Annotated in this window: 22 protein-coding genes and 2 pseudogenes; 12 read left to right on the top strand and 12 right to left on the bottom strand. The window is 44.1% G+C overall.

The annotated features are described in order from the left end of the window. Positions 1-10: 10 nt before the first annotated feature. Entirely contained in the window at positions 11-1,048 is a 1,038-nt protein-coding gene (locus tag FTV42_RS04400; protein ID WP_180037659.1) for an alpha/beta fold hydrolase, read from the bottom strand. A gap of 315 nt (positions 1,049-1,363) precedes the next feature. Here FTV42_RS04400 and FTV42_RS04405 point away from each other — a divergent pair, with 315 nt between their 5' ends. Further along, on the top strand, positions 1,364-1,978 hold the full coding sequence (locus FTV42_RS04405) for a carbonic anhydrase (protein WP_004646264.1): 615 nt from the start codon (positions 1,364-1,366) through the stop codon (positions 1,976-1,978). A gap of 43 nt (positions 1,979-2,021) precedes the next feature. Here FTV42_RS04405 and FTV42_RS04410 read toward each other — a convergent pair whose 3' ends face one another. Then, positions 2,022-2,651, bottom strand: coding sequence for an arylesterase (locus FTV42_RS04410; RefSeq protein WP_180037661.1), 630 nt, complete (start codon positions 2,649-2,651; stop codon positions 2,022-2,024). 11 nt (positions 2,652-2,662) lie between these two features. On the opposite strand from FTV42_RS04410, the gene FTV42_RS04415 reads away from it, so the two are divergent. Together FTV42_RS04415 and FTV42_RS04420 are read left to right on the top strand one after the other, a co-directional pair. Beyond that, positions 2,663-3,388 carry an ABC transporter ATP-binding protein gene (locus tag FTV42_RS04415; protein WP_180037664.1) on the top strand — a complete coding sequence of 242 codons (726 nt, stop codon included), beginning with the start codon at positions 2,663-2,665 and terminating at the stop codon, positions 3,386-3,388. A gap of 1 nt (position 3,389) precedes the next feature. Beyond that, positions 3,390-5,882: an ABC transporter permease gene (locus FTV42_RS04420; protein WP_180037666.1), complete on the top strand. Its 2,493-nt coding sequence runs from the start codon at positions 3,390-3,392 to the stop codon at positions 5,880-5,882. A 34-nt stretch (positions 5,883-5,916) separates the two neighbouring features. Here the strand turns inward: FTV42_RS04420 and FTV42_RS04425 are convergent, their stop codons facing one another. Next, the gene (locus tag FTV42_RS04425) at positions 5,917-6,735 is read right to left on the bottom strand and encodes a rhomboid family intramembrane serine protease (RefSeq protein ID WP_114541160.1); all 819 of its coding nucleotides are present in this window, start codon (positions 6,733-6,735) and stop codon (positions 5,917-5,919) included. A gap of 77 nt (positions 6,736-6,812) precedes the next feature. On the opposite strand from FTV42_RS04425, the gene mtgA reads away from it, so the two are divergent. Together mtgA and ppk1 are read left to right on the top strand one after the other, a co-directional pair. Next, a complete protein-coding gene (gene mtgA, locus FTV42_RS04430; RefSeq protein ID WP_180037668.1) occupies positions 6,813-7,487 on the top strand; it encodes a monofunctional biosynthetic peptidoglycan transglycosylase in 675 nt (224 codons plus the stop codon). A 111-nt stretch (positions 7,488-7,598) separates the two neighbouring features. Next, positions 7,599-9,680 carry a polyphosphate kinase 1 gene (gene ppk1, locus FTV42_RS04435; RefSeq protein WP_005107537.1) on the top strand — a complete coding sequence of 694 codons (2,082 nt, stop codon included), beginning with the start codon at positions 7,599-7,601 and terminating at the stop codon, positions 9,678-9,680. A gap of 39 nt (positions 9,681-9,719) precedes the next feature. Here the strand turns inward: ppk1 and FTV42_RS04440 are convergent, their stop codons facing one another. The 5 genes from FTV42_RS04440 to rubA form a co-directional block, all read right to left on the bottom strand. Further along, positions 9,720-10,331: a response regulator transcription factor gene (locus FTV42_RS04440; RefSeq protein WP_005262366.1), complete on the bottom strand. Its 612-nt coding sequence runs from the start codon at positions 10,329-10,331 to the stop codon at positions 9,720-9,722. A gap of 184 nt (positions 10,332-10,515) precedes the next feature. Further along, positions 10,516-11,424, bottom strand: coding sequence for a LysR family transcriptional regulator OxyR (oxyR, locus tag FTV42_RS04445; RefSeq protein ID WP_180037670.1), 909 nt, complete (start codon positions 11,422-11,424; stop codon positions 10,516-10,518). A gap of 13 nt (positions 11,425-11,437) precedes the next feature. Then, the gene (estB, locus tag FTV42_RS04450; protein WP_004646272.1) at positions 11,438-12,376 is read right to left on the bottom strand and encodes an esterase EstB; all 939 of its coding nucleotides are present in this window, start codon (positions 12,374-12,376) and stop codon (positions 11,438-11,440) included. A 57-nt stretch (positions 12,377-12,433) separates the two neighbouring features. Continuing rightward, positions 12,434-13,612 (bottom strand): rubredoxin reductase RubB, encoded by a 1,179-nt coding sequence (gene rubB, locus FTV42_RS04455; RefSeq protein ID WP_034438229.1) that lies wholly within the window; start codon positions 13,610-13,612, stop codon positions 12,434-12,436. Positions 13,613-13,702: 90 nt separating this feature from the next. Beyond that, complete coding sequence (rubA, locus tag FTV42_RS04460; protein WP_004646274.1) at positions 13,703-13,867, bottom strand: rubredoxin RubA; 165 nt, start codon at positions 13,865-13,867, stop codon at positions 13,703-13,705. A gap of 487 nt (positions 13,868-14,354) precedes the next feature. On the opposite strand from rubA, the gene FTV42_RS04465 reads away from it, so the two are divergent. Further along, positions 14,355-14,897 carry an adenine phosphoribosyltransferase gene (locus tag FTV42_RS04465; protein ID WP_180037672.1) on the top strand — a complete coding sequence of 181 codons (543 nt, stop codon included), beginning with the start codon at positions 14,355-14,357 and terminating at the stop codon, positions 14,895-14,897. Between the two features lie 40 nt (positions 14,898-14,937). On the opposite strand, the gene FTV42_RS04470 is transcribed toward FTV42_RS04465, so the two are convergent. Continuing rightward, positions 14,938-15,432: a YqiA/YcfP family alpha/beta fold hydrolase gene (locus FTV42_RS04470; RefSeq protein ID WP_004279417.1), complete on the bottom strand. Its 495-nt coding sequence runs from the start codon at positions 15,430-15,432 to the stop codon at positions 14,938-14,940. A gap of 388 nt (positions 15,433-15,820) precedes the next feature. Here FTV42_RS04470 and lysS point away from each other — a divergent pair, with 388 nt between their 5' ends. Together lysS and FTV42_RS04480 are read left to right on the top strand one after the other, a co-directional pair. Further along, positions 15,821-17,350, top strand: coding sequence for a lysine--tRNA ligase (gene lysS, locus FTV42_RS04475; RefSeq protein WP_180037674.1), 1,530 nt, complete (start codon positions 15,821-15,823; stop codon positions 17,348-17,350). A 169-nt stretch (positions 17,351-17,519) separates the two neighbouring features. Continuing rightward, positions 17,520-18,949 (top strand): annotated as a pseudogene (locus tag FTV42_RS04480) (capsule assembly Wzi family protein). A 341-nt stretch (positions 18,950-19,290) separates the two neighbouring features. On the opposite strand, the gene trpS reads toward FTV42_RS04480, so the two are convergent. After that, the gene (gene trpS, locus FTV42_RS04485; protein WP_180037676.1) at positions 19,291-20,304 is read right to left on the bottom strand and encodes a tryptophan--tRNA ligase; all 1,014 of its coding nucleotides are present in this window, start codon (positions 20,302-20,304) and stop codon (positions 19,291-19,293) included. A gap of 189 nt (positions 20,305-20,493) precedes the next feature. On the opposite strand from trpS, the gene FTV42_RS04490 reads away from it, so the two are divergent. Both FTV42_RS04490 and FTV42_RS04495 read left to right on the top strand, forming a co-directional pair. Next, the gene (locus FTV42_RS04490) at positions 20,494-21,420 is read left to right on the top strand and encodes a DUF808 domain-containing protein (RefSeq protein ID WP_180037677.1); all 927 of its coding nucleotides are present in this window, start codon (positions 20,494-20,496) and stop codon (positions 21,418-21,420) included. A gap of 48 nt (positions 21,421-21,468) precedes the next feature. Beyond that, the gene (locus FTV42_RS04495; protein WP_180037680.1) at positions 21,469-22,374 is read left to right on the top strand and encodes a neutral zinc metallopeptidase; all 906 of its coding nucleotides are present in this window, start codon (positions 21,469-21,471) and stop codon (positions 22,372-22,374) included. Between the two features lie 37 nt (positions 22,375-22,411). Here the strand turns inward: FTV42_RS04495 and FTV42_RS04500 are convergent, their stop codons facing one another. Continuing rightward, complete coding sequence (locus FTV42_RS04500) at positions 22,412-22,966, bottom strand: hypothetical protein (RefSeq protein WP_071850583.1); 555 nt, start codon at positions 22,964-22,966, stop codon at positions 22,412-22,414. 216 nt (positions 22,967-23,182) lie between these two features. Here FTV42_RS04500 and FTV42_RS04505 point away from each other — a divergent pair. Both FTV42_RS04505 and FTV42_RS04510 read left to right on the top strand, forming a co-directional pair. Next, positions 23,183-24,682, top strand: a pseudogene (locus FTV42_RS04505) (cation:proton antiporter). A gap of 159 nt (positions 24,683-24,841) precedes the next feature. Continuing rightward, positions 24,842-25,183, top strand: coding sequence for an MGMT family protein (locus tag FTV42_RS04510; protein WP_180037683.1), 342 nt, complete (start codon positions 24,842-24,844; stop codon positions 25,181-25,183). 43 nt (positions 25,184-25,226) lie between these two features. Here FTV42_RS04510 and FTV42_RS04515 read toward each other — a convergent pair whose 3' ends face one another. Continuing rightward, the gene (locus tag FTV42_RS04515; RefSeq protein ID WP_004279425.1) at positions 25,227-25,667 is read right to left on the bottom strand and encodes a universal stress protein; all 441 of its coding nucleotides are present in this window, start codon (positions 25,665-25,667) and stop codon (positions 25,227-25,229) included. Positions 25,668-25,775 lie beyond the last annotated feature (108 nt).

Below are 25,775 nucleotides of genomic sequence, written 5' to 3' on the forward strand. Positions count from 1 at the left end.
TCTCTGAAACTTAATTTAAAGGAATGAGTTTATCAGCAAGCGGGTTTTTTAGGGTCTGCGTCTTGGCCAGAAAAGGCAAATAATGTTGTGCGACCTGTTTTTCTGCTTCCAGAATCGGCATATGCCCGACATTGTTTAAAATCACCGGTTTTTCGGCACGTTTCAGCAGGGCATGCAGTTCTTTAACTACTTCGACATTAATGATCCGATCCTGTCTGCCCCATAAAATCAAGGTGGGTGCTTCTACCGTGCGGGTCAGGCGGGCAAAGGTTTCCGGTGTATAAATCCGATTTAGCATCACCACCTGATCAATCGATTTGCTGGTTTGTTCAGCGCGTGAAATCAACAGTTTTTCCTGTGCATGCCGTAACTGATAAGGAATCACTGGCGGATTCTGCATCAGCTGTTTGGAAACATCTTGCAGATCACCGGGTTTGCTGACGATCAGGTCTTTTAAGGATTGAGGATCTTTGGTATAGGGAGTATTCCCCATTTTGTAAAGACCAGCACTATTGATTAAAAAAAGACTTTGCGTATCGAAAGGATATTGTGAAGCATACACCGTAGCAATCGATCCACCCAGAGAGTGGCCGGCAATGTGTAAATTTTCGTCCACATTTAAGGTTTCAAGGAACAAACGCAGTTGAGAGGTCACATTGGGCACAGAAACATCAAAATTGTCCGGAACTTTGGTGTCGCCGTTGCTTGGCAGATCCGGAATAATGACATGATAATAGGGCGTCAGAAACTGGGCGACCCGGTTCCAGTTGTCGCGCGTGCCGGCCAGACCATGAATCAGTAGAATGGATGGTTTGTTCTTGGCACCGCCTTCGCTATAACTCCAGGTGACCTCGCCAATTTTGAGGGTCTTGGATTTGAGACCGGCAAGGCTGCGTTCCTGCAACAGATGCTGCTGCAAGACTTTGGCAGATGTTTCATTTTTCTGGCTAAACAGTATTTGAGCATGTGTCAGGCCCGGTAATGCCATGCTTAAGGCAACTACGGCTGAACAAATCATTTTCGAGCGCAATTTTATTATTTTCTTCATTGGCCATTCCCCAAAACAAACCCAGTGAGCAAATTGCTCAATCAAAATACTTCCATGTTATAAATTTGCAATTTTCATTCAAATAAAAACATTATTCTTCATTCTATTTTAAATCAATCTTTGCGCTTGTCACCCATTAGTTTTTTGCTAGATTGCATTAAATGACTGGAAAATGTGATGTATTACGCATAAATTCCCTGCAGAAATGAAATTAGATAAATGCTAAAAATTTAATCAGCTAAGATTTTTTGCAAGTGACATTCAAAAAAACTGGCAGTAAGATATTGCAACTAAAACCATCGGTGATAGAAAAGAATGCTCACAGCTCAAGAAGCTTTAGAACGTCTTAGACAGGGTAACCAACGTTTTGTCAGTGGCGATACCACGCATCCAAAACAACTTAGCCACCAACAGCGCGCAGAAATGGCAGAGGATCAGAATCCGTTTGCGATTGTTTTGGGATGTTCAGATTCGCGCGTTCCAGCCGAAATGGTTTTTGATCAGGGTCTCGGCGATCTTTTTGTGATTCGTGTTGCAGGTAATATTGTTGCACCTTCACAGGTCGGCAGTGTTGAGTTTGCCGCGGCACGTTATGATTGCGCGATTGTGGTGGTGTTAGGTCACAGTCACTGTGGTGCGATTAAAGCCACTATTGATACCTTGATGTGTCCGGATTGCCCGCCATCGGCAAACCTGATGTCGATTGTGAACCGCGTACGTCCTTCAGTTGAAACCTTAATGCAAACTGAACTGAAAAACGACTTGGCAAAATTATCCAAGCATGCGGTACGTTCCAATGTATTTGCTTCGGTGAATCAGTTGCGTCATGGTTCAGCCGTTCTGGAAAACCTGATTGGACAAGGAAAATTAAAAGTCGTCGGTGCTGAATATTCACTGGAAACTGGTGAAGTGACATTCTTCGATTTCTAATCACGATTCATCTAAATACATTCTAAAATAAGTTAAAGGCGCTTTATAAAGCGCCTTTAATATATGGATAAGCATTATTTAACAGGATCGTCTGTGCTTTGGCATTTGGATGAATCAGATCCTTTTGCATCAGGGTTTTGTTGCCGGCTACACCTTGCATAAAGAAGGGCAATAACTTCACCTTATATTGCTGACTGACCACTTTATAATTATTTTCAAAAGCTTTGCTATAGGCCTGACCGTAGTTAGGCGGCATTTTCATACCAAATACAATGACCTTGGCTTTGGCTTTCTGGCTCTGCTGAATCAGGCTGGCTAAATTTTTTTGAATCATTTGCGGTGGTTGTCCACGCAAGCCATCATTGCCACCTAACTCAATCACCACAAGGTCTGGACGATGTGTTTGTAGCAATTTTGGTAGTCTGGCCAGCGCTCCGCTGGTGGTTTCGCCACTGACACTTGCATTGACCACTTTATGCTGTTTCGGATACTGTTGCTCTAAACGCTTTTGTAATAAATGTACCCAACCCTGCTGGGGCTGGATACCATAACCTGCACTTAAACTATCACCTAAAATCATAATCGTCTTTGCTGAAACCCCAAGAGGTAACAGGCACAGACTGAGCAAAAAAAAGTAAGGCAATAGCCGAGTTTTCTGATTAAGATCTTTCATATAGGACACGTATGATTCAAAGCAGCAACGATTCGACCATCATGCCACAGGCTATTATTTCTGCCCAGAAATTGACACAAAAGATACAACTTTCACAAAAACAGCTCACCATTTTTGAGGATCTTGATCTGGATATTCAGGCCGGAGAACAAGTGGCTATTACCGGTCGTTCCGGTTCCGGAAAATCCACATTACTGGGTATTCTGGCGACACTGGATCAGGCAAGTTCAGGTCAGCTTCTGGTCTGTGGCGAATCAGTGTCTAACTTGAATGAAGAACAACGTGCGCTGGTACGTTTAAGAAATATCGGATTTGTCTTTCAGTCTTTTCAGCTCTTACCGCACCTGACTGCACTTGAAAATGTAATGCTGCCACTGCGCCTGCAGCCCGGCTTTAAATATGCAGAAGCTGAGCAAAAGGCGTTGGCATTACTACATAAGGTCGGTCTGGATCGACAGGCGCAGCAAACCCCAAAAGTATTGTCCGGGGGAGAACAGCAACGTGTGGCGATTGCACGCGCACTGGTCAGTGAACCAAAAATCATTTTTGCCGATGAACCTACGGGCAATCTCGATGGTGAAACGGCCAGAGAAATTGAACAACTACTCTTTCAACTAAACCGGGAACTGGGGACGACTTTGGTGCTGGTGACGCATGACCGCAAACTGGCGCAGCAGTGCCAGCGGCATTTTGAACTGCTGAATGGCGAGCTGATTGAACATCCGAGTGGAGGATGAAATGAATCCGTTATTTCGTCCTTTACTGACGCAAAGCTTTAAAACGACCGGGATTTATCTGCTGATTATTGCCTTAACGCTGGCAATTAGCGCGACCACTGCACTTAAATTTAGTAATGAGCAGATCCAAAATGCAGTCGCCTTGCAGGCAGCAGAAATGCTGGCCGGTGATCTGGTGCTTTCAGATAATGAGCCTTTGCCGGAGCAGTGGCGTGATCAGGCCAAGCAGTTGGATTTAAAGCAGTCAGACGTCACTTTCTTTAGCAGTATGGCCTATACCGATGCGCAGTTTGTCATGGTCAATGTCAAAGCCATTGATCAGGCTTTTCCTTTGCGTGGTGAACTGCGGGTGCAACCGGCAAAAAAATCGATTCAGTCTGGTGAAATCTGGCTCAGTCCACGAGCCATGGATTTGCTCAAAGTCAAACTGGGGGATCAGCTCAATATTGCCGATGCGGCGTTTAAAGTCACCGCCAAGATTGAACAGGACTCCAATCAGGAACTTGGATTTTCCGGATTTTCGCCGACCGTAATTATTTCCCAGGCAGATGTCGCACGAACCAATGCCATTCAGGTGGGGAGCCGGATTGAATATCGCCTACTTATGGCTGGCCGTCCGGATGATACCCAACAATATGAAGCCCTGTTCAAGCAGCAGGTCAAGTCAGCAAACGCCTCAGCTGAAACACCAACGGAAGTGCAAGGGCAGGAGTTTGAGGAGCAAAGCAGTCTCAGGTTACGCAATGCCAGTGAAGGCAATACCCGCTTGATGAAGCCAATCGCCAATCTGGACACTTTCCTGCAACTGGCCAATATTCTGACCATTCTATTATGTGGGATTGCCATTGCTTTAACCGCGCAGCGTTATGTGCAGCAGAATCAGGATCATATTGCCTTGATGCGTTGTATCGGTGCCACCAAGCAGCAGATTCTGTCGGCTTATCTGGCTTTACTTGGGATGGTGCTGTTAATTGCGATGCTAATTGGTACCGTGGTCGGGATCAGTCTGGGTTATGGACTGTTGCAATTGATGTTGCAGCTGATTCCAAATTTGCAGATTGAATTTTCAGCCCTGGCAATGTTGCTCGGACCATTGCCAGTCGCGATGCTGACCAGTGCCGTGGTGTTACTCGGCTTTGTCATGCCAAGCTTGTTGCAATTGCTGAATACCCCGCCAATTCGGGTGATCCGCCAGCAGGAAAAATCAGTGCAATCCATGCTGTGGATGCTGCTGACTGGAACGCTCAGCCTGATTATTTTTAGTGTGATTTTGACCGAAAACTTGCTGCTGACCGCCTGGGTGATTGGCGCGATTATTGTGTTATGTGCAGTGCTGTATCTGACGGTATGGGGGGTGTTGAAACTGCTGCGGAATATGAAGCTGAATCTGTCAGCCTATGTACGCACGCCTTCTCAGACCGCCTTGCAGATTACGGCTTTAGCCTTGGGCTTGAGCCTGATTACAGTATTGGCCGTCTTGCGTACCGATCTGCTGGAGCGCTGGCAGCAACAGTTACCGGAAGGTACACCGAACCAGTTCGTTTACGGTTTACCGCCTTTTGAGATGCCAGCCCTGAAAGCCCAACTTGAGCAGAATGGCTGGAAAAGCACACCACTGTATCCAAATGTCCGTGGGCGTCTGGTCGCCAAAAATGATCAGCCTTTTGCCGAGGAACTGGTGAAAAGTAGCAATACCTTAAGACGTGAACTGAATCTGACCCAGTCAAACCGCTATCCTCAGGATAATGTGATTGTCAGTGGTGACGCGGTATTAAAACAAGTCGGCACCGTATCGGTCGAAGCCAATACTGCTGAAGAGTTAGGGATCAAGATTGGAGATAAACTCAGTTTCAGTCTGCCTGAAGGGATACTGGAAGCTAAAGTCGTTAATCTAAGAACCGTCGAATGGGAAAGTTTTAGTCCCAACTTTTTCTTTATCTTTGCACCCAATACCATGGATGCCAATGCCGGCAGTTATCTGGGCAGTTTTTATGTCCCGGAAGTAGATAAGGGCAAACTGGTGTCTGTGATCCAGCAATTTTCCAACACGGTGTTTATTGATGTCAGCCTGATTCTGGAAGAGATCAAACGCATTGTGAATGTGCTAGTGCAAATCGTGACGATTCTGGCAGTACTGGTCAGCATTTCCGGTTTTCTGGTACTGATGGCCTGTCTGAACCTGTTGATGGATGAGCGCAAACGTGAAGTGGCTTTGCTACGATCATTCGGTAGTTCCAAGCAGAAACTGAAAACCATGATGAGTCTGGAAATTGGTTTTATTGGGCTGTTTGCCGGAATAGTTTCCTGCCTGTTTGCCGAAGTGATCAGTGCGATTGCCAGTTATAAAATGGATTTAATGATTCAGCCGCATTGGGAAATCTGGATTATCTTGCCGATCTTTATGACCACTTTATGTGCGCTGATTGGCCGTTATCGCCTGAGTTATCTGTCAGAGATTCCACCCTTACAAAGCTTGCGTGAGATGAATCAATAAGATTCATCTCCGTGATTTTTAAACTGGCTGAGAGTTAAAGTTTTAGTTGCTGTTGCATCATTTCCAGAATCTCTTGCCACAGTGGGCGAATGGGTTCTAGTAAGGCCAAGTTATGTTGATAAAGCAGCACACAAAGGCCGAACCCGACAATCAAGGCAATCAGATTGAACAGGTGGCTACGCTGCATTTTTTGCCCGATGTACCAGAGCAAGGTGAGAAAAGCCCCCATCAGCATGCCGCCAATATGTGCGGCATTGTTGATTCCACTGATCATAAAGCCCAGCGCGAGGTTTAGACCCATCACCATCACCAGGGTTTTTTTATCCAGAATAAAACGTTGCTGTGGCAGCATTGGCAATAAAGCCAGCACCGTGAGTGAAGCACCGAGTCCCATCACGGCACCAGATGCGCCGGCACTGACCGCAGGCAATAAATCGGGATTGGCCACACCGCCTTCGATCAGGCTATAGCTGTCCTGAATGTTCATATAGCCACTGAGCAGGCTGCCCATTAATCCGACACACACATACAGGCCAATAAAATACATCCGGCCAAACAGCTGTTCGGCAACACTACCAAAAATATACAAGGCCCACATATTCAACATCAGGTGAATCAGGCCAAAATGAAAAAACATGCTGCTAAACAAGCGCATGGGTTCCGCTAAATAGGTTAAAGGTGCATAATCGGCACCCCAGAGAATAGCGTCTCGGGTACTCGGCTGGCTAACATCCATGCCATGCATGGCTTGCCAGCCAAATAATCCAACATTGATCCCGATTAAAATGGCGGTGATCCACCAGAGATGCATTTCAAGTTTGCGATGTTCGACAGGGGGAGAGTATTCAGACATGCTATTTTTTTGCTGTGATTGTATATTTCGAATAAGCTTAACACGAAAAATTAAATTTTCAGGAGTAACGCACTGACATGAAAGCCTTTCTGATCCGCACGATGCTCGTCATCGTCAGTGTGATTCTGCTGGTTCAATTGTGGATCTTTGCCAGTCTGGCCTGGTGGCGAACCAATCCGGTGAACACCACCATGATGATGCGGATTGATTACTGGACAGAACCTTCCAAAGCGATTCAGCATCAGTGGCGTCCCTATGACGAAATCAGCCTGAATCTGAAACGTGCCATCGTCACTGCGGAAGATGGAAAATTTATTCATCACCATGGTTTTGACTGGGACGGAATTCAAACTGCGCTGAATAAAAACAGAAATCAGGGCCGTGTAGTGGCCGGTGGTTCGACAATCTCCCAGCAATTGGCGAAAAACCTGTTCCTCGTCAACAAGCGTTCCTTTGTGCGTAAAGGTCAGGAAGCAGTCGCGACCTGGATGATGGAACGCATGTGGTCGAAAGAACGAATTCTGGAAGTCTATTTAAACTCGATCGAGTTCGGGGATAATATCTACGGCGTTGAAGCAGCGGCCAAACATTATTTCGGTAAAACCGCACAAAGCCTGACCCACGATCAAGCCATCTTTCTGGCTGCCATTTTGACCAATCCGAAATATTTCCAGGATCATCGCAATTCCTCTGCATTAAATGCTCGTAAGCGGATGATTCAGCGCTATATGCGTTATGCAGAATTACCTTAATTGATGATTTGAAGAGAAAGCCCAATTATTTGGGCTTTTTTTATGAAATTGTCATCAATTTGAAGCATACTTGGAGGGATAAGCACAATTTTAAATCCGCATAGGTTTGATATGAATACGGCAGCCAGCACAACTTCAGCACAGCCCGAATATACATATAATGATCGTTATATTAATCGCGAACTGTCTATCCTAGACTTCCATTTACGTGTCCTGGAACAGGCTGTCGATCCTTTACATCCATTGCTCGAACGCATGAATTTCCTGTTGATTTTCTCGCGTAATCTGGACGAGTTTTTTGAAATCCGGGTCGCAGGAATGATGGAACAGCTGGATCTGGATAATGAAAGTCGGAGTCCGGATGGCTTGACTCCAAAGCAGGTTTTAGAACAGATTTCTAAAACCGCACATGCTGCCATTGAACGTCAATACCGTATTTTAAATGAACAAATTCTGCCAAAACTGCGTGATGAAGATATTTGTTTCCTGCGCCGTGGTGAGCTGACTCCGGCACAATCTGCCTGGATTAAAAAATATTTTCAAGAGCAGGTTGCGCCGGTTCTCACGCCGATCAGTCTGGACCCTGCGCATCCATTCCCGAGACTGGTGAATAAATCACTGAACTTTATTGTCACACTGGAAGGCAAAGATGCCTTTGGTCGGCAGATTGATCTGGCTGTGGTGCCTGCACCGCGTTCATTACCACGCGTAGTGCGTTTACCGGATGAACTGACCGATGGAAAAGAACATCATGTGATGCTGTCGGCGATTATTCATGAGCATGTGTCTGATCTGTTCCCGGGGATGACGGCGACTGGCTGTTATCAGTTCCGTGTTACCCGAAATGCCGATTTAGCCTTGAATGAAGATGTTGAAGATCTAGCCAAGGCACTCAAAGGCGAACTCAGTTCACGCCGTTTTGGCCGCGCCGTGCGTCTGGAAGTGACAGAAAATTGTCCGCAGCATATTTATGAATATCTACTGAATGAATTTGATCTGGACGACGAGCAGCTTTATAAAGTCGCGGGCCCGGTCAATCTGGCACGTTTGCTATCTAACTTTAAACGTCCGCATTTACGTTATGACTCGCATACTCCCATCATTCCTAAAGTACTGAAAAAATCTGAAAATATTTTTAGTGCGATGCAGAAACAGGATATTTTGCTGCACCATCCTTTTGAATCTTTTGCGCCGGTCATTTCATTATTACGTGAAGCGGCACGCGATCCGCAAGTGCTGGCGATCAAGCAAACCTTGTACCGCAGTGGGCCAGATTCTGAAATTGTGCAGGTATTGGCTGAAGCTGCCCGCAATGGCAAGGAAGTCACCGCAGTGATTGAATTGCGTGCACGTTTTGATGAAGAATCCAATATTGCGGTGGCCAATGTCCTGCAAGAAGCGGGTGCGGTCGTGGTCTACGGCATTGTTGGTTACAAGACTCACGCCAAGATGATTCTGGTGGTGCGCCGGGAAAATAACAAACTGGTGCGCTATGTGCATCTGGGTACCGGTAATTATCATGCCGGCAATGCACGAATCTATACCGATTATGGTCTATTAACGACAGATAAAGATCTGTGTGAAGACGTGCATCGTATTTTCCAGGAATTGACCGGTATGGGGAAAATGGCCAAGCTGAAAAAGCTGCTACATGCGCCATTTACCTTGCATGCCCAGTTACTTAACTATATCGATAATGAAATTGCCTATGCTCAAGCAGGGAAACCGGCGCAGATTATTGTCAAAGTCAATGCACTGACCGAAATGCAATTGATTAACAAACTCTATGAGGCTTCTCAGGCCGGGGTACAGATTGACCTGATTATCCGCTCAATTTGCAGTTTGCGTCCGGGGTTGCCGGGTCTGTCGGAAAATATCCGGGTGCGTTCAATTGTCGGGCGTTTCCTGGAACATACCCGCGTGTATTATTTCAGCAATAATGGCAATTCACGTATTTACTGTTCAAGTGCAGACTGGATGGATCGTAACCTGTTTAATCGGGTCGAGGCCTGTTTCCCGGTCGAAGATGAAGCCTTGAAAAAACGCATCTATCAACAAGGTCTGTTGAATTACTTGAAAGACAATCAGCAATCCTGGTTATTGCAAGGTGATGGTACTTGGCTGCGGGCACAGCCCAAAGAAGGTGAAAAACCGCATAATGCACAACGTATTCTGTTAGAGCTGTTTAAATAAGTTTAAGTATTTAAAGAGGCTGAATATTCAGCCTCTTTTTTATTTCGAACATACAATTGAACTGTTCAAGCTGAGTCTGAACAGTTTTCGATAGATGTATTTGACCCGGCTATATATCTGATAGTTCTTCATCTGGAGCTGATCTTGTCGTTCGGTTTGCGATTGATGTTGACTCAATACTTTTAATAACTGCAATTCAGCGAAGTTGAGACAGGTTTTGGCAATGGGCTGGTGCAGGATATAGTCTGCCAATTCAGTATTGACGTAAGCACCACCGCGCAAGACAGTTTTCAGACTTTCAGCAAACTCGGAAAATGAATTCTGATGCTGCATATAGCTATCTGCTCCGGACAATAAAGCAGAATAGATCAGTGCTGTGGAATGAGTATTGAATATGGCAATAACAGGTGTATCTGGGCTTTGCTGTTTCAGCTGATGAATCAAACTGATCTCTGAAGTTGTTGCTGCATGATAGAGAATCAGGTTGGGTAGATGTTCAGTAATCATGGATTGTGCAGACAGCATATTGTCCGCATACAGCAGCATATCTGGCTGATAGCCCAGTTGCAGCAGCACGGTCTGGATTTTTGACAGGTCGAGTCCAGTCGGTGAACGAATCACTAAAACTGGTGCAGGCAAGAGGCTAGCCAATAAAACACGATCCTGTAGATGCTGATAGAGAGCTATACTGTGAATCAGGCAAATGCAAATGCCTATCCCAAAGAATAGGGATTTAGCTGAAATGTAGAGATTTTAAGTTTCTAGGCGGACTGAATGTATTCAATTCAAGATATAAAAAAGGAGCAACATGTACTCCCTTTTTATTCGGTGAAAATCAAGCAGCGTTGTGCTGAGTGATTTTCTGGAAAATCTGTAATAACACATCAAACTCGCTTTGCAGCGGCGTGCTTTTACGGGTCACCAATGCCAGGGTACGGCTTGGGGCCGCATTGATTGGTTTAACCAGAATTTCAGGATTGGCTTTCACCATATTGGTATGGATCGCAATTTCAGGCAGCAGGGTAAAGCCCAGATTTGCAGACACCATTTCGATTAAAGTCGGCAGTGAGCTGGCTTTTAAACGGTGATCATTTTTACGCTCACCAATCGGGCAGGCACTCAAGGCATGATCACGCAGGCAATGACCTTCTTCAAGTAACATCAGGCGAGACAGATCCAGATCTTCTAAAGAGTTTGCTTGTGCAGCATGCTGATCAGATCTTTGGTAAACCAGATACAGATTCTCTTTGGCAATTTCAGCAACTTTCAGACCACGGGTGTCGAAAGGCAATGCCAAAGCCACCATATCCAGGTTGCCATGTTCCAGCTTTTCTACAATCTTTTCACTTTGTGCTTCATGCAGATGCAACTGGATTTTTGGTAATTGCTTATGCACTTCATCCAGCAGCTGGGACAATAGGAAAGGTGCAATTGTTGGAATGACGCCGAGATGTAGATCACCGGTTAGGGGTTCACTCATCTCACGACTTAAACGCATTAGGTCCTGAGCATCGGCCAGTAGAACACGTGCGCGTGCAACCACTTGTTCACCAAGAGGCGTTAAACGAACATTCTGGCGGTCGCGTTCAACAAGTACGCCACCGAGTAAACGCTCCAGCTCCATGATGCCGCCAGACAAGGTTGACTGGGTGACAAAGGAGCGGCGAGCAGCTTCTGTAAAGTGTAGCGTCTCTGACAGTGTTACGAGGTATGACAGCTGTCTTAGGGATGGTAATGCAGCCATAGTGTCCTAATGTTTATGATTTAAAATGATCAGCAAATAATTCGCTAAGATATGGAATAAAATGCGGTGGGATATCATGCCCCATTCCATCAATTAATTCAAATTTAGCCCCTGAAATTGCTTTCGCAACGGCCTTGCCATGGCTAGGAGGCAGCAATCGATCTCGAGAACCATGGACAACCAGGGTTTCTTGTTTGATTTGCTTGTCCAGTTGCAGCAATGAGCCTGTACATAATATTGCTAAAAACTGTTGAAGTACACCAGCAGGATAGTAACTTCGCTTATATAATTTACGGGCGGTCTGCACCGCTTCCAGATGATTGACATAACCTGGTGAGCCGATGATCTTAAACAGTTTCAAACTATGATCAACAATGCCATCTTCATCTGTTGAAGCCGGTTTGTCAATCAAACTAAAGAGTTGCTTAGGGAAGGGCGGTGGCAACATCGGCTGGTTATTACTGGTAAACAGTAAGCCCAGTTTTTTGACTTTGTCCGGATAACGCGCGGCCAGAATCTGGGCAATCATACCGCCCATCGAAGCACCCAGCACATAGACTTGTTCCAGCTGCATTTTTTCAATCAACAGACTGACATCTTCGGCCATATCATACAGATCATAAGGTGCACCCTGATTACCCAGACCCAGCACAAACCGGCTCATCATTTTCAGAGTATTCAGGCGTGGACCTTTGTGATGAACTTTTGAAGACAGGCCAATATCACGGTTATCAAAACGGATGATGTGATAGCCATTGTCAATCAGTGACTTACAGAAAAAGTCAGGCCAGTACAGCATTTGCCCACCCAGCCCCATAATCAGCAAAATGGTGGGATGTTCCGGATTTCCGCCAACCTCGACATGTAGTTGGATCCCATTGCCTAGATCGACCTTGGTTTCATGCATAAACGAGGTATAAGGGGAAAGATTAAACTGTGCTGCGCTGTACATGGTCGCTGTCCTAATTAAAGGATATTTCGTTTAAAAAATATCCTTGCTATTAAACCTCTAAACCGCAGCCGGAATCAAGTCAGGAACCTGCTTGGTCAAGGTCAGACGCTGTTTGGCTGCAGTGGCGCCCAAAAGCACGAAACCACGTAAGGTGCCGTTAGCATCGAACGCTTTGGCCAGCATGCCATCGTCAAATTCTTCAGTTTCCCAAGTGACATTCACATCAACCGGTGCAGGCAATACCGTTAAAGGTGCAGCAGGCGTTTTAACTGCCACTGGCATAGCCGGATAATGTACAGCAGTATGTTCGCCATTTAAGGTTTTTGCCAAAGCGCGGGCTTGTTGCATGATCGGCATGACATAAGGCAATAAGGTGCCATTGACCTCGGCACAGTCGCCCACCGCATAGATATCAGCCTGGTTGGTTTCCAGTTGTGCAGTGGTTAACACTCCGCGACTGGTATGTACGTCTGCCTGTTTCGCCAAAGAAATATTTGGCTGTAAGCCCACCGCAGACAACACCACATCAGCAACCAAAGACTGACCGTTGGCCAGCGTGACCAGATAATCACCATTGTCCGCACAAGAGACTTTTTCGACTGTTGTGCCCAAGACAAAGTGAATGCCGGTTTCTTCAAGATTCTTCTGGAATGCAGTAGCAACATGTTCTGGCAATAAGCGGCCAAGTGGCTGAGGGGCTAAATCAATGACTGTAACCTGATGATCGGTATTTTGTAGGTCGTTGGCAAATTCACAGCCAATCAGGCCTGCACCTAAAATTACTACACGTTTGTCTTCACGTGCTGCCAGATTGTTACGGAAAGCTTTATAGTCACTCAAATTGTTGACGACATGAATGTCATCGCTGGCATCACCGGCAATCGCCAGACGTACTGGATTGGCACCGATGGCTAATACCAGTTTGCTATAATGTTGCGTACTTTCCTGACCATCTTTTTCCAGAACCAGCTGATGATCTTCCGGATGAATGGCTTTGACCCAGGTATGCTGTTCAATGCGCATATTCAGCTGTGCTGACATTTTAGCCGCATCGCCTAGTGGAATTTGTTCAGGCGCTTTATTGCCAGCCAAAGCATTGGAGAGCGTCGGTTTGGCGTAATTGACCGCATCATCCGCACAGATCATCAGCAATTCATGTTCTGGATTGAGTTTACGAAATTCACGTGCTACGGCATAACCCGCCATACCTGAACCAATAATGACGATAGGATGCATAGTCGTTTCCATATGGTAGAGCTCCATGCTGTATAAATGATTGAAAGGCATAAAAAAGACCATATGGATATGGCCTTTAACTGGACGTGATTAGACTTCGATCATTTCGAAATCAATTTTAGACACGCCGCAATCTGGACAGGTCCAGTCATCTGGGATATCTTCCCATTTGGTGCCTGCCACGATCCCGTCTTGAGGCCAACCTTCTGCCTCGTCATAAATCCATCCACATACGATGCATTGAAACTTTCTCATGTAACTCTCCAAAACTGAGCAACTGTAGGCGTCAGCTTAAAATCCATAAAAGGCAAGACTCTAAAAGAATATGACTTTTTAACAGTGAACATATTTGGCTAAATTTTTACGCAGTTCTATTCATAAAGTAAAGTGAATAAAAGCTTAATCAGCGAAATTAGCAGCAGAATAGACGACACATTCCTCATTTATCAGAAAATCACGCCAATCAGCTTTTCTAGCGCAGACGGTTAAAGGATAAAAAGCTGAGGATGGCAAAAATGAGCGTTTATCTTGGGGGATAGACCAAAGTCGTGCAGTAAAAACTTGAGTTTTTAGGTAATTTAAAATCAGTAAAGTCTGGGTTAAATATTTTTAAAATAAATCAATATAATAAAATCAATATCTTGTGGTTAAACATCGGGTTTTTATTAGACAGCTTGGCTTGTTCGTTTCACTCAAATAGGTTTAAAATTCCCATATTCCTTTTCTTTTTTTAAGATCTCCCATGAGCAATTTGTCTACTTCTTTGTGGTCTCACATTCGTACGGTCCAAGATTTTCCAAAACCAGGAATTTGCTTCTTTGATTTGACCCCACTTTTCATGGGCAATATTGGTCCATTGACTGACGCTTTGATTGCCAGCATTCCTGCTGACAAACTGGCAGAAGTAGAAAGCTTTATTGCGGTTGAAGCGCGTGGTTTTGTGTTGGCAAGCTTGTTGGCACAACGTACAGGCAAAGGCTTATTGCTGGTGCGTAAAGCAGGTAAATTGCCACCTCCAGTGGTCGGTGTAGGTTATAGCCTGGAATATGGTATGGATCGTTTAGAAATGTCTGCGAACGTTCAGTCCCAGAAAGTAATTATTGTGGATGATGTTCTGGCAACTGGTGGAACCTTAAAAGCTGTAAATGAACTGGCTCAAAAATGTCAACATGAAGTACTTGGTGCAAGTATCTTCCTTGATCTTCCTGACCTGCATGCTGAATTAGGCCTGGATATCTGGTCAGTGCTGGATGACAAATCTCAGCCTGAAGCGGCAGTTGCTTAAGTTATACATTTAAAAAAAGCCCCAAAATTGTGGGGCTTTTTTATTGCCTGATAAAATGATCTTCGATTTCCTGAATCAGTGTATTAATTTGCTCAGGATGTTCCAGACGATGATGGCCGCCATCAACTGCCTGAATTTGCATATAGTCTTCAAGTTGTGTCTGAACCGCATGCATATCCAGAATTTCATCGCCCAGCTCCAGATAGGCAAACTGAGGAATATCATGCTGTAAATCATGATGCCCAATCGGCGGATAATCATCGCGGAAGTTAGGCTGCAAAATGGGATTGGCCACTACACATGGAATTTGATACGCTTGTGACATTTTCAGTGCCCAATAACCGCCAAGACTGTGGCCGACCAGAATATCCGGTTTGATGGTTTCAATCATCTCATGATAAAACTCGGTGACCGAACTATAACTCAGATTTCGATAATCGACATCGATACAGTATTTATGTACCACATCAATGGCATGGAACTTGGTGGATTCTCTGGAGGAATCTAAGCCATGTAAAAACAAAATCTTAGACATAGTTCATTACTCATTTTTATGGGACATGCCATATTGGTTATTTGTTGATTGGCACATCATCTTCAATCTGAGCGTCATTGTAGAACGTCTGGGTGTACAAGGCAGTTAGCTATTGGTCTAAGCCACAATTTTGCAGTGCAATGATTTTGTATAACTCCTGTCTGATTTAAACTTTAATCCCAACTGAGAGCAGCTGGGTGCTGCAAAAGGTTGAAGAAAGGGAATTTAAAAGAGTGACAGATGGGTTGAACCGAATGGTGTAAATAGCAAGATAGTGGATTTTTCCAAAGAAAAGCCGGTTCCTGAGAGTCTTTACGCTACGATTTGAGAAGGATTTCTGCTATTCTATGCAACTTCTATTTTTTAACTAATCTTATTCGAGGCAGAGATGACGCAAACTAACGCTCAATCGACTTCTGAACAAATCATTTCCGAAAACGATTTAATTGCACAGCGTCATGCCAAGTTAAAGCAAATCGAAGCTCAGACAAAAGAAACAGGTAAGAGCCCATGGCCGAATACCTTTAAGCGTGAGCATTATGCCCAAGATTTACAAGACCAGTTCGCTGATAAATCTAAAGAAGAAATTGAAGCAGGCGAAAAGGTCTACGTCAAAGTTGCCGGTCGAGTGATGTTGAACCGTGGTTCATTTATCGTGATCCAGGACATGACAGGTCGTATCCAGCTGTATGTGGCGCGTAAAGAACTTCCAGAAGATGTACTTGCTACCATTAAAGGTCTGGACCTTGGCGATATCATTGCAGTCGAAGGTTATATCGGTCGTTCGGGTAAAGGCGATTTGTATGTACATATCGAACATTTTGAATTACTGACCAAATCATTGCGTCCACTTCCAGACAAGTTCCATGGTCTGAACGATACTGAAGTGAAGTATCGTAAACGTTATCTTGACCTGATCGTTAATGAAGAAACACGTAAAACTTTTGAAATTCGTGCCAAAGTTGTGGCGGGTATCCGTGCCTTCCTGACTGAAAAGCGCTATATGGAAGTTGAAACGCCAATGATGCATGTGATTCCAGGTGGTGCATCAGCACGTCCTTTTGAAACACATCACAATGCACTGGACATGTCATTGTTCTTGCGTATTGCGCCAGAGCTCTACTTAAAGCGTTTGGTAGTCGGTGGTTTTGAACGTGTGTTTGAAATTAACCGTAACTTCCGTAACGAAGGTGTTTCTACCCGTCATAACCCTGAATTCACCATGATTGAATTCTACCAGGCGTATGCAGATTACAAAGACTTGATGGAATTGACCGAGCAAATGCTAGAGCGTCTGGCGATTGATATCTTGGGTACGACTGACGTGCCTTATGGCGATGAAGTGTATAGCTTCAAAGGGCCATTCAAGAAAATTTCAATGTTCGATGCGATTCTGGAAAATAACCCGCAATTTACTCCTGAAAATGTCAATGACCGTGAGTTCCTGGCAAAATTCCTTCAGGAAGAATTGAAAGAGCAAGTGAAGCCAGGTTTTGGTCTGGGCAAACTGCAAACCATGGTATTTGAAGAAACCGTAGAAACCAAATTGCGTCAGCCGACGTTCATTACTGAATATCCAGCGGAAACTTCTCCATTGGCACGCCGTAATGATCACAATCCACACATTACCGACCGTTTTGAATTCTTCATCGGTGGTCGTGAGTTGGCAAATGGCTTCTCGGAGTTGAATGATCCAATCGATCAGGCTGAACGTTTTCAAGCACAGGTTGCTGAAAAAGATGCTGGTGATGATGAAGCTATGCATTACGATGCAGACTTTGTAGAAGCACTGGAATACGGTCTTCCTCCAACAGCAGGTGAGGGTATTGGTATTGACCGTCTGGTGATGATCTTTGCCAATGCAGCAAGTATCCGCGATGTGATCTTGTTCCCGCATATGCGTCATAAAAATGCTTAAATTCTGAATTAAAAATAACCCACCATTGTGTGGGTTATTTTTTGTCGATACATCTAAAAGCTTAAGTAAAAAACAACAGTTTAATTGTTGAAAATTAACATAGGAGCGATTAAGGTGAAGCAGAAAATAAACTTGAGAATATTCATCCCATGTTGCTAAAAAAACATTATTGAGTGTATTACTGACTACGCTTGCGCTTCCTGCTTTTGCTCAAGGTCTGGTTCTAAATGATGCAAATTTGCGTACTGACCTGAACTGGTTAAACCAGCAAGGAGTCATTCAAATCAGTACCTCAACCTGGCCACTGAGTGGGGATGAAATTCAACGAGCTTTATCAAATGCGCAGATCAGCAATATTGTACAGCAGCGTGTGATCGATTCGGTTCTGGCTAAAATAAAGGCAGATAATCAACAGCTAAAATTGGGTGTATTTGCAGAAACCGATCAAAAAAATATTCCACAGGCTTTCGGGGATCAGTAAAAAGCACAATATCAGGCAGCTTTAGAGTTTAATGCTGGCAGTACAAACTGGGATGCCAAAATCAGGGTGAATGCTGAAAAAGATCCACAAATTGATAATGATCAGGATGTAAATCTTGAAGGTTCTTATCTGGCAGGAAAACTTTGGAGTCAATGGTTGATTGCTGGGCAGATTCCAACTTACTGGGGCCCAAGCCATGATGGCAGCTTGATTCGTGGTGATGCCAGTCGTCCAGTCTATGGCTTTACAGTTCAACGTGCAGAACAGACAGCATTTGAAAATAAATGGTTATCTTGGATTGGGCCGTGGCAATATCAGGCTTTTGCCGGTCAACTCGATGACTATAGCGCAGTTCCAGACGCCAAATTGATTGGTTTGCGTGTTACACACAGCCTTTACCTTATTTAGAGCTTGGTGCCTCGCGTGCGATTCAGTGGGGTGGGGAGGGACGACCTGAAAGTTTAAGTTCGCTGTGGGATGCTTTTGTGGGTAGTAAAGATAATGGGGGTACAGGTGAACCAGACCCATCTAACCAGATTGCCGGCTTCGATGCGCGGTTAAATTTATTTTCTCTTATCCAAATTCCGGTAGGTCTATATGCTCAATATGTAGGAGAGGATGAGGCTGGGGGCTTACCTGCAAAAAAAATGTATTTGGCTGGAATTGACTATTCTTCCACTGTAAAAAATATGCCATATCAGCTCTACACAGAATGGCCAGATACCCGTACTAATGGCAAGGTTCAAGGTATTTCCTATAACCATACGAATTATACCGATGGATTTTATCAGCATGATTATCCTTTAGCACATGCTTTAGGTGGTGATGCGCAGATGATTTCCGTGGGTGGAGACATTCGTATTGATTTTATGAACCGCTTATCGGGTCGTATACTTTTTGCTGATGTGAATCAATCGGAACGAGCCGCCGTTAATAATGCTGCTTTTGCTTTTAATGATGAGATTAAAGCATTGGATTTGACCTGGTCACATTATATCCGTCCAGAAATGCCGCTTAAAATTAATGCATGGGTTGGTGATTCAAAGGTAAATGGTCGAGATAGCGGAGTTTCTTTAGGTATCGAAATACCATTAGAAAAAGGCTTGTTCAGTTATTAATTCTTAGCCACGATTAAATCCTGCTTAAACGCAGGATTTTTTTAGCATTTTGAAAAACTATAAACAAAAAAAACGCAATGATTGGGGTTGTCATTGCGTAGAAAAAGGAATGTCTTTCAAACTACTTCATTAACTGTGGAGAGAGTTAAATCTGATTCCTTACTGAATATGACCATAATAGGATGCATTCTCATATGACTCATCAGTATTCATGTTAATACATGTTAAATAAGGTTAAAACTATGAAGATTATGTGGGGATATTTGCATCATTTTTGCGCAATTTTAGCTTAAACAAAAAAGCTCTTCATCAGAAGAGCTTTTAAGAGCAATTTTTTCTAATTAAAAATGGAATACACCGAGGCCAGATTTAACTTCATCCAGTGTCGCCTGGGTAATATCGCGACATTTATCCGTACCGGTTTTCAGGATATCCATGATGTAATCGGGATCTTTAGCCAGTTCAATACGACGCTCACGAATTGGGCCGATCAATTCTTTTAAAATACTTTCTAGACGTTTTTTCACTGTACCATCGCCTAAACCACCACGACGATAATGGGCTTTGAGCTCTTCCAGCTCTTCTTTATTTGGGTCAAAGGCATCTAGATAAGTAAATACCACATTGCCTTCGACCTGACCTGGATCTTCAATACGCAGATGATTCGGATCGGTATACATTGCATTGACGGCTTTCTTAATATCTTTATCTGTCGCATCCAGCACAATGGTATTGCCCAAAGATTTCGACATTTTTGCTTTTCCATCAAAACCAGGTAGGCGACCAATATTGGAAAGAAGTGCCTTACATTCTGGTAGCAGGTCATGACCAATTTGACGGTTTAAACGACGCACGATTTCGTTGGTCTGTTCGATCATTGGAATTTGATCTTCACCCACAGGAACAACCGTTGCCTTAAATGCTGTAATGTCAGCAGCTTGAGCCACCGGGTAGCACAAGAAGCCGGCTGGAATATCACGCTCAAAACCACGCATCTGGATTTCAGATTTAATGGTCGGGTTACGCTCAAGACGTGAAACAGTCACAAAGTTGAGATATAGCATGGTCAGTTCATTTAAGGCAGGTAAGCATGACTGAACACAAATTGTGGTTTTAGTTGGATCAATACCGACAGCCAGATAATCCGTCGCCACTTCAATAATGTTACGACGTACTTTTTCAAAATTGTCCGCATTATCAGTTAGGGCTTGAGCATCGGCGAGTAACAAGTGTTGATGGTGAGAATCTTGCAGACCTACACGAGAGCGTAATGAACCCACAAAGTGGCCGAGGTGGAGTTGTCCGGTAGGACGGTCGCCCGTCAAGATCACTGGACGATTATCTTGATTACTCATTATCTATTCCAAAGGGTAGTCAGTACTACAGCTGTATTTTAACGAATGGCAACATTGTACGGCATTCTGTTTTTGATTGTCAGCCAGAAAAAAAGCTGTCGTAAAAAAATCTTATAAATTAAACAAGTGAATACAATATTTTTAAGAATTTTGATTAAACTAGATGGAAAGAAGATAAGGATAATAAGTATGGCGAGCAGTTTATTACTATTATTAGATGATATTGCTACTGTTCTGGATGATGTCGCTGTCATGAGCAAAATGGCAGCAAAAAAGACAGCAGGCGTCCTTGGTGATGATCTGGCTTTAAATGCGCAGCAAGTGACAGGTGTGAGGGCTGATCGTGAATTGCCAGTGGTCTGGAAAGTTGCCAAAGGTTCTTTTGTCAATAAACTGATTTTGGTGCCGCTGGCATTATTAATCAGCTTTATTGCAGGCTGGCTGATTAATCCCTTGTTGGTGCTGGGTGGTTTGTTCCTATGTTATGAAGGCGTGGAAAAAATTATTCATACCTTGCATGCACCGAAGGCCAAAGATGCTGAACAGGCGCGTGAACAATTAATCCATAAGGAAATGGATTTGCACCAGTTTGAGAATGAAAAAGTGAAAGGCGCCATTCGCACCGACTTTATCTTGTCTGCTGAAATTATTGTGATTACCTTGGGAACAGTCGCTGCAGCCTCGATGCTGACCAAAGTGACTGTTTTAAGCCTGATCGCGGTGGTGATGACCATTGGTGTTTATGGTTTTGTTGCGCTGATTGTCAAACTGGATGATATCGGTCTGCATCTGACTGAACAGCAGTCCGATTTTAAACAAAAAATAGGACGTGGCTTGTTGGCATTTGCCCCGATCTTAATGAAAATTCTCTCTATTGTTGGGACCGCTGCGATGTTTCTGGTGGGCGGTGGAATTATTAACCATGCAATTCCTTTTATTCATCACTTTACTGAAGACAGTGTTGCTTATGTGCAGGATATTCCCAGCATTGGAAACATTGTCGGTGCCGTAACACCGACCTTGATTAATTTCGCAGTAGGAATTTTAGCGGGTCTGCTGGTCATGCTGGTCATCAGCCTGATTAAGAAAATCTGGCCTAAATCATCAAAAGCTTAAGGTGTGGAAATATCTGGATATTAAGCAGATTAAGAAAAGGAAAAGACTATGCGTTGGAAAGGTCGTCGTGTCAGTAGCAATGTAGAAGACCGTCGTGGTGGTGGTGCCAAAGCTGGCGGAATCAGTATTGTTGGATTGATTGTGGCCTTTGTGGCCTGGAAGTTTTTCGGTGTCGATCCACAACAGGCTTATCAAACCACCAAGCAGGTCACTCAGGGGGTATCGGGTGCGGCAGAAACACGTGGCCTGGAAAATCCCACGCCAGAACAGCAGGAGTCGATTGATTTTGTTGGAACTGTATTGGCAGATACTGAAGATACCTGGAATCAGGTGTTTCAGCAGCAGTTAAATCAGCAGTATGTCTCACCGAAACTGGTGTTGTTTAACGGCATCGTGAATTCTGGTTGTGGTACTGCTCAGGCGGCGATGGGGCCTTTCTACTGCCCGACAGACCAGAAAGTGTATATCGATACTGCATTCTTTAAAGATATGCGTACCCAAATGGGCATTACCGGAGAACAGAATGCCACCGAACTTTCCCGCAATGATCAGGCGGGGGATTTTGCGCTGGCCTATGTCGTGGCCCATGAAGTGGGGCATCATATCCAGACGATTTTAGGTATTTCTTCTCAAGTACAGCAAGCACGTCAGCAAGCAAGCGAAGTGCAAAGTAATCAGCTTTCAGTGCGTCAGGAATTGCAGGCAGACTGTCTGGCCGGCGTTTGGGCTTACCATAATCATGAACGTACCCAATTTCTGGAACAGGGTGATGTGCAGGAAGCGATGGATGCCGCCCATAAAATTGGCGATGATTATTTACAGAAACGTGCTCGCGGGCAGGTGGTGCCGGACAGCTTTACCCATGGCAGCAGCGCGCAGCGGGTACAATGGTTTAACACCGGCTTGAAATCCGGTCAAGTTGCGAATTGTGATACCTTTAATCAAAATATTTAAATGACTTCGATAAAAAAAGGAGCAGATGCTCCTTTTTTTATTTATGCAGAAAACGCCGGAAGTTTCTTAATATCTTGATACTGACAAATAATGCAGCCAAAGCAAACAGTGCAATTGCAAAGACTGTATATTTGAGGTTGCTCATGTCATTTTGATAAAACTGCTGAATTTCTTGTTTGTTATATTCTAAAGCAGTTGCTTTGCCGGTTCGGCTATCTCTGAACTGGATTTTTTCAATATAGAACAGATTTCCCGCTTTGATTAAGTCAACAGTCTGGATTTGACGGGTATGCGATTGATTGTCTTCATCGCTACATAAAGCGCTGTAATGTTCACAGTTGATTTTGGCCACATAACCATTTCCTGCAATCAGAATAAAAATTGCATTGTCTGGTCGCTGGTTATTGGACACCAATACATACTGTTCGCCGGCTGTACTTTTTAAGGGAATGCTGGTGGCTTGCTGATAATGCTGTTCTGCTTGCAGAATTTCCTGAATTTTAGCAAAGCAGGTAAAACATAAGGACAACGTGATCAGAAAAATCACGCTGGCAAAACAGAGACGAAAAATGGTTTTGACAGTTTGATGCATGGGAGAAAAATTCAAAATAGAATGATGGGAAAGCAAAAGCCGAGTGCTGATCTGTATGTTAAATCATCATTCGAAAATACTGAAAAGAAACTTAACTCAATTCGATAAAAAAGCGGACTAAACTTGTTTTGCCAGAATACCTTGCTATTTAAATCTCTATTTTAACAACGCCTCTCGGCGCATAGTGCTCCATATCGCCCGATTTTAGGAAACCGAATGGGAAATTTCTTTTTTCTTCAGCTACTCACGGTGGTCTTTGCTCTGTCTATTGCCACGACCATGTTTAATAAGCGCGTTTTAGGCTTTCCGCAAGCGATCGGTGTCCCTATTGTCTCTGCAATCTTTGTTTTCATTTTGCAGTGGGGCGCCAGTTTACTGCATGGTAATCCATTCTTTAGCATCAATATTGACAATATCGAGCAGGCTGTTCGTCACGTCGATTTCTATGATTTTCTGATCAATGGTGTGATCTGTTTTATCCTGACTTCATCTGCGCTGAAGTTTAAGGTCTCAGATTTGCGTAACCACTGGCGGCCGATCAGTATTTTGGCTGGTCTGGCTTTGGTGTTCTGTGCAGTGTTCTTTGGTGTGGTGTTGTATGGTTATCAGTTCCTGATTGGTAAACATGTTGACCTGCTGGTTTTGCTCTTGCTAGGGGCGGCCTTGGGCGCCACAGATCCGATCGGCATCAAAGGCGTATTGAGTTCGGTTCGCGCACCGCATCATTTGATTGTCAAGCTTGAAGGCGAATCACTGTTTAATGATGCAATGTGTATTGCCTTATTTATGACCTTGCTCAATGTTCTGCAAGGTGAAAACTTTACGGTACTGGCAGTGCTGCAAACCTTGCTTTATGAAATTGTCGTGGCGGTGCTGATTGGTCTCGGATTCGGTTTTGCGATCTTGCGGATTTTGCGCGGTAAGCATGAAATGGAATCTCTGATTTTGACCACGGCCTTGCTGGCTTGTGGTTCCTATCTGGTGGCTTTGCTGGCACATGCTTCCGCGCCAATTGCCTGTGTGATTGGTGGTTTGATTGTTGGCAATAAATGGAAAGAAATCCTGGCAGATGCTGAAATTGGTGACGTTAATCATTTCTGGCATACGGTTGAGGGAATTATCAATTCATTCCTGTTTACCCTGATTGGTCTAGAATTGTTTATTCTGGACTTGAGTACCAGTCTGGTTCTGGGCGGAATGGTGGCTTTTGTGATTCTACATCTGGCCCGTTTTGCAGCCAACTATCTGGCCTTTGCCATGTTCCCAAAAGTCAGCAAGAAAAGCTATAACGGCAGTTTGACCATCCTGTCTTGGGGCGGAGTACGGGGCGGGATTTCTTTGGCCTTAATTCTGGCGGTCGCCAATGTTCCTCAGCTGGAAGCCTATAGCAGTATTCTGGTGGGCTATACCTTTATTGTAGTGCTATTGTCCGGTGTGGTATGTGGCTTGGGCCTGCCTGCGGTGATGAATGCGTTTTATTATAATCCCAATGAAGAGACGCAGGGCTTTAAAGGCTAGTATCAACGCATGTGTCATAAAATGAATCGTAAGGGTTTTCGCTATATTGTTGGAGAAGATGCCAAAGGAAATGAGACTATTACTATCTTTCAGCCAGAAATTCTGATTGATCAGAAAGATGCAGATGGCGTTGCCACGGTGCATCATCCAGATAAAGTTCAGGAAGTAAAAAGACTGGAAAATCCGGATAATTTCTAAAGATAAAACTTAGAAGATCAAGAGACTGTTAGATTGGTTTTTATAGTGAGATGAGAGCTTGAATCAGCGTATTTCATCAGGCTTAATCACTCTCCTATAGCTTTTTTACTGGGGGTGGATTGTGATTTTTGATTTAAATAAGCTATTAATGAGATGAAAATGACCCAGACAAGTTCAGCCAGTCAGGAAATGGCAGAAATGATTTTGGCTGTAGTCAATCAGATTCCGTATGCCAAAGTCGCCACCTACGGACAGATTGCTAGACTGGCAGGTTTACCCAAACATGCGCGATTGGTCGGATGGGTATTAAGTCATCTAGATTCGGACACTGATATTCCTTGGTATCGGGTGATCAATGCCCAGGCGAAAATCAGTGTGAAGCAACTGGACGAACATGGCCAGAATATCCAGCAGCAAAAACTCATGCAGGAAGGAATTTTTCTTAAAGGTGATCGCTTGGATTTAAAACGCTATCAATGGGATGGTCTGGTCAAGATATAAAAAAAATCCCCACTTGGTGAAAAGTGGGGATTTTAAACATAACTTAGTTGCGAATCACCATTACTGGGATATCCGCTTGGCCGAGAATGCTTTGCGCTACGCTGCCAAGGAACAGCTTTTTGAAGCCCGTGCGACCATGGGAACCAATCACGATCAGGTCAGAATTTAAATCTTTAGCTGCTTTGACAATCTCGCTATAAATTACCTGACCCTCAAGGAGCTGTGTATCCACTTCAACACCGGCACCAGAGAATTTTGCTTTGGCTTCATCCAGCGTTTTGAGGATGGAAGTACGGGCACGTTCAATCAGGTCATTGGTTTGTGCCGCAGAGATATATTCCGCAGCGATATAAGGGTCCAGTGCCAGCACTTGAACCACTGTGACTTTACTGTTAAATGCTTTGGCAATTTCTACAGCTTTATCCACTGCAGCATACGATGTTTCTGAACCGTCAACAGGTACTAAAATATGTTCAAAAGGCATTAGAATTCTCCTGAGGGGAATTTAGAGTTATAAAATTATGACGCGTTAAACCGGGTACGAATAGTTGTTTATACTTTGATCATAGCCTGTATTGTATAAAAATAAAAC

The organism is Acinetobacter sp. YH16052, assembly GCF_013417155.1.
Lineage (GTDB): Bacteria > Pseudomonadota > Gammaproteobacteria > Pseudomonadales > Moraxellaceae > Acinetobacter.

Excerpts from the sequence above, each read along its gene's own strand:
- FTV42_RS04490 (WP_180037677.1), top strand. The coding sequence starts at position 20,494 with ATGGCGAGCAGTTTATTACTATTATTAGATGATATTGCTACTGTTCTG.
- FTV42_RS04470 (WP_004279417.1), bottom strand. The coding sequence starts at position 15,432 with ATGTCTAAGATTTTGTTTTTACATGGCTTAGATTCCTCCAGAGAATCC.
- oxyR (WP_180037670.1), bottom strand. The coding sequence starts at position 11,424 with ATGGCTGCATTACCATCCCTAAGACAGCTGTCATACCTCGTAACACTG.
- trpS (WP_180037676.1), bottom strand. The coding sequence starts at position 20,304 with ATGAGTAATCAAGATAATCGTCCAGTGATCTTGACGGGCGACCGTCCT.
- FTV42_RS04515 (WP_004279425.1), bottom strand. The coding sequence starts at position 25,667 with ATGCCTTTTGAACATATTTTAGTACCTGTTGACGGTTCAGAAACATCG.
- mtgA (WP_180037668.1), top strand. The coding sequence starts at position 6,813 with ATGAAAGCCTTTCTGATCCGCACGATGCTCGTCATCGTCAGTGTGATT.
- ppk1 (WP_005107537.1), top strand. The coding sequence starts at position 7,599 with ATGAATACGGCAGCCAGCACAACTTCAGCACAGCCCGAATATACATAT.
- FTV42_RS04510 (WP_180037683.1), top strand. The coding sequence starts at position 24,842 with ATGACCCAGACAAGTTCAGCCAGTCAGGAAATGGCAGAAATGATTTTG.
- FTV42_RS04415 (WP_180037664.1), top strand. The coding sequence starts at position 2,663 with ATGATTCAAAGCAGCAACGATTCGACCATCATGCCACAGGCTATTATT.
- FTV42_RS04465 (WP_180037672.1), top strand. The coding sequence starts at position 14,355 with ATGAGCAATTTGTCTACTTCTTTGTGGTCTCACATTCGTACGGTCCAA.
- FTV42_RS04500 (WP_071850583.1), bottom strand. The coding sequence starts at position 22,966 with ATGCATCAAACTGTCAAAACCATTTTTCGTCTCTGTTTTGCCAGCGTG.
- estB (WP_004646272.1), bottom strand. The coding sequence starts at position 12,376 with ATGTACAGCGCAGCACAGTTTAATCTTTCCCCTTATACCTCGTTTATG.
- FTV42_RS04405 (WP_004646264.1), top strand. The coding sequence starts at position 1,364 with ATGCTCACAGCTCAAGAAGCTTTAGAACGTCTTAGACAGGGTAACCAA.
- FTV42_RS04495 (WP_180037680.1), top strand. The coding sequence starts at position 21,469 with ATGCGTTGGAAAGGTCGTCGTGTCAGTAGCAATGTAGAAGACCGTCGT.
- FTV42_RS04400 (WP_180037659.1), bottom strand. The coding sequence starts at position 1,048 with ATGAAGAAAATAATAAAATTGCGCTCGAAAATGATTTGTTCAGCCGTA.
- FTV42_RS04425 (WP_114541160.1), bottom strand. The coding sequence starts at position 6,735 with ATGTCTGAATACTCTCCCCCTGTCGAACATCGCAAACTTGAAATGCAT.
- rubB (WP_034438229.1), bottom strand. The coding sequence starts at position 13,612 with ATGCATCCTATCGTCATTATTGGTTCAGGTATGGCGGGTTATGCCGTA.
- FTV42_RS04410 (WP_180037661.1), bottom strand. The coding sequence starts at position 2,651 with ATGAAAGATCTTAATCAGAAAACTCGGCTATTGCCTTACTTTTTTTTG.
- rubA (WP_004646274.1), bottom strand. The coding sequence starts at position 13,867 with ATGAGAAAGTTTCAATGCATCGTATGTGGATGGATTTATGACGAGGCA.
- lysS (WP_180037674.1), top strand. The coding sequence starts at position 15,821 with ATGACGCAAACTAACGCTCAATCGACTTCTGAACAAATCATTTCCGAA.
- FTV42_RS04420 (WP_180037666.1), top strand. The coding sequence starts at position 3,390 with ATGAATCCGTTATTTCGTCCTTTACTGACGCAAAGCTTTAAAACGACC.